The 3,428-nt window shown below is 54.4% G+C and carries 2 protein-coding genes; both read left to right on the forward strand.

Annotated features, from left to right (window positions below; translation table 11 throughout):
- The first annotated feature begins 414 nt into the window (after positions 1–414).
- Positions 415–2,847 carry a leucine--tRNA ligase gene (leuS, locus tag Q8O92_15650; GenBank protein ID MDP2984753.1) on the forward strand — a complete coding sequence of 811 codons (2,433 nt, stop codon included), beginning with the start codon at positions 415–417 and terminating at the stop codon, positions 2,845–2,847.
- A gap of 123 nt (positions 2,848–2,970) precedes the next feature.
- Positions 2,971–3,428: twin-arginine translocation signal domain-containing protein (locus Q8O92_15655; GenBank protein MDP2984754.1), on the forward strand; the 458-nt coding region annotated here is incomplete at its 3' end.

Raw genomic sequence — 3,428 nt, forward strand, 5'->3', positions numbered from 1 at the left:
TTGCATAAGCTGTGAAAATACCGTATTTCTAATCATGGGCAATCCTCCTGTTCTGTATCGATTAATGGTATTTGTCTACCTAAATATATACAGAATAAGGACATTGCCCATTTCTATTTTATTTTAACCGGACACTACTGAGATTCATGCACAGAAAAAACAGCCGATTATGCATCACTTAATATCTGCAATTGAATTAGCTAATTTTCAATAGCAGGCGGGATCATCAAGGTTTTTGGCTCTCACATTATTTCCTACCATCCATCCGTTCTTACATGCCGTAAATCATGTCAACTCACCCTGCTTTCTGGATTCAGCAGAAATCAATAAATCATATTGAAGATAGCTTTTTCCAAGCGTATATTTACGGTATAATTCTTCAATAGGTGATTTTTTTACATTCAGGAGAAACCCTTGAACCGAGATACCGAAGCCAAATACGACCACCAGGCCATTGAAAAGAAATGGAGGGCGCGATGGGAGGTGCGGGGCGATTACCGTATCGATCTCGACAGCGCAAAAAATCCATTCTATAACCTCATGATGTTTCCCTATCCATCAGCCGAAGGGTTGCATGTGGGGAACGTGTACGCATTCACCGGCTCTGATATCTACGGCCGTTTTATGAAGCTGCAGGGGTATGATGTATTCGAGCCGATCGGTTTTGATGCCTTCGGGATGCACTCGGAGAACTTCGCGCTGAAAAAGGAAATCCACCCGGCGGATCTGGTGCCGAAAAACATCGCCAATTTCCGCGATAACCAGCTCAAGATGATAGGCGCCATGTTCGACTGGTCCCGCCAGGTGGATACTACGGATCCACGGTACTATAAGTGGACTCAGTGGATATTCGTCCAGCTTTTCAAGCACGGCCTCGCTTACCAGGAGGCGGCGGCGGTGAACTGGTGCCCTTCCTGCCAGACCGTGCTCGCCTCGGAGCAGGTCATCGCCGGGGAATGCGAGCGCTGCAAAAGCGACGTAACCCAGAAAAAGATGCTCCAGTGGTTTGTCCGCATCACCCGGTATGCCGAGCGGCTGTATGCCAACCTTGACTGGATCGACTGGTCGGAAATCACCCGGAGCGCCCAGCGGAACTGGATCGGAAAGAGCGAGGGCGCGGAGATCGATTTCGGGCTTGCAGGCACGGATGAGAAACTGAGGGTGTTCACCACCCGTCCAGATACCGTGTTCGGCGCAACCTACATGGTGATTGCCCCGGAACATCCCCTGACAGGCAGGAGCACCTCCCCGGAACAGCGTCAGGCGGTAGAGAACTACCTCCGTGAAACGGCAGGAAAAACCGAGCAGGAACGCATCGAAGAGGCCGGAAAAAAAACCGGAGTCTTCACCGGCGGGTATGCGGTCAACCCGGCGACCGGCGCGCTGATACCGGTATGGGTGGCAGATTATGTGCTCATCGGCTACGGGACCGGGGCGATCATGGCGGTTCCCGCACATGACGAACGGGATTTCGAGTTTGCCAAAACCTTCGATCTCCCCATTGTCGAGGTGATTTCATCGGACGGTTCTGCTCATCATCTTGAAGCTGCTTACACCGGAGAGGGAGTGATGGTCAATTCCGGCGAGTTCAACGGCATGAATTCCCGTGAGGCCATAGGCGCCATAACCCGCTGGTTCGAAAGCCGCGGTAAGGGGCGGGGGAAGATCAATTACCGCCTCCATGACTGGTGCCTCTCCCGTCAGCGATACTGGGGGCCTCCCATACCGATCATTCACTGCGAGAAATGCGGCGCCCAGGCGGTTCCGGAGGAAGATTTGCCCGTGCTCCTGCCCCAGATGAAAGATTTCCGCCCGGACGGCTCGGGGAAATCACCATTGAACCGCAGCCGGGAATTTGTGGAGACCGCCTGCCCGCAGTGCGGGGGCCCGGCGAGGCGTGAAACCGACGTCATGGACAATTTCCTCGATTCGGCATGGTATTTCTTCCGCTATCCCTCCACCGAGTTCGATGACCGCCCGTTCGACCCAGAGCGCACCCGTACATGGCTGCCGGTGGACATGTACATCGGCGGAAACGAGCATGCGGTGCTCCATCTTCTCTACACCCGTTTCATCACCATGGCGCTGAAGGATATGGGATTCATCGAATTCGAGGAGCCGTTCAGGAAATTCCGCGCCCACGGCCTTATCATCAAGGACGGAGCCAAGATGTCCAAGAGCCGCGGGAATGTGGTCAATCCCGATGCTTTCATCCGTGAGTACGGCGCCGACTGCTTTCGCACCTACCTCATGTTCCTCGGCCCCTACACCCAGGGCGGCGACTTCCAGGACAAGGGCATCATGGGTGTCAGGCGGTTCTATGACCGTATCTACCGTCTGGCAGTCGGCGGCGCGCTGGCCCCGGGAGAGCCGGAGGATAAGCGGTTCCTTGCCCTCCTTCACAAGACCATCCGTGATGTGACCGCCCATATAAAGAACCTGGAATACAACACCGCCATTGCCTTTCTCATGGAGCTGCTCAACGGTCTGACGAAGCATGAAGTGGTCCATAAAAGCTCGTTGGAGACGACGATTCGCCTCATGGCGCCGTTCGCGCCGCACCTTGCGGAGGAGCTCTGGGAGATGCTCGGCCACAAGAAGAGCGTGTTCCAATCCGGCTGGCCTGCCTGGGATGACTCGAAGATCACGGCGGACACTTTCCCGCTGGTGGCTCAGGTGAACGGCAAGATTCGCGCCACCATCGAAGCCCCGGTCGGTATTACCGAAGAGGACGCTGTCGCCCTGGTGGAATCCAGCGAAAATGTCAAGCGGTTCATCGAAGGGAAAACGGCAGTAAAGAAAATCTATGTTCCGGGAAAACTGGTGAATGTGGTGGTGAAACAATAAGAATACAGAAGTCAGAAAACAGCACTTCGACAAGCTCAGTGCACGATAGTTGGGCAGTGCACGCTGGTTGAGCCTGTCGAAACCAGCCCATGAATCAAGGTTCAGACAGCAGGAGAAATGGCAATGCATACAACAAGGCGTAAATTTTTAGGATTGAGCGCAATGGCGGTTTCGGGAACCGCAATTGGAGTTGACGCCGCCGAGCCGAAGAAGCGCACAGCGAGCGATCTTCTCAAGGTTGGCGTTATTCTGGGAGAATACCCGCATTCCACCGGATGGGCTGCCCTGGCCAACGGAATCAACGGAGCGGCGACCACTCCCAATCGCACGGGGATGATCTATACCCATGTCTGGCATATCAAGAACGAAGAGGCGGCAGCTTTTGCCAAGCGGTACGGAGTGGATACGGTGGTGCGGAATTTCGATGACATGGTGGGCAAAGTGGACGGCCTCATCATCGATACGGTCATGCAGACGCCCTGGGTGCACAGGCTTGCCGAGCCTTATCTGACAAACGGTGTCCCGGTTTTCAGTGACCGTCCGGGCAGCGATGCGGTCTGGAAAGTAAAAAAACTGATCGA

The organism is Candidatus Latescibacter sp., from assembly GCA_030692375.1.
In the GTDB taxonomy this organism is placed as follows: Bacteria; Latescibacterota; Latescibacteria; order Latescibacterales; family Latescibacteraceae; genus JAUYCD01.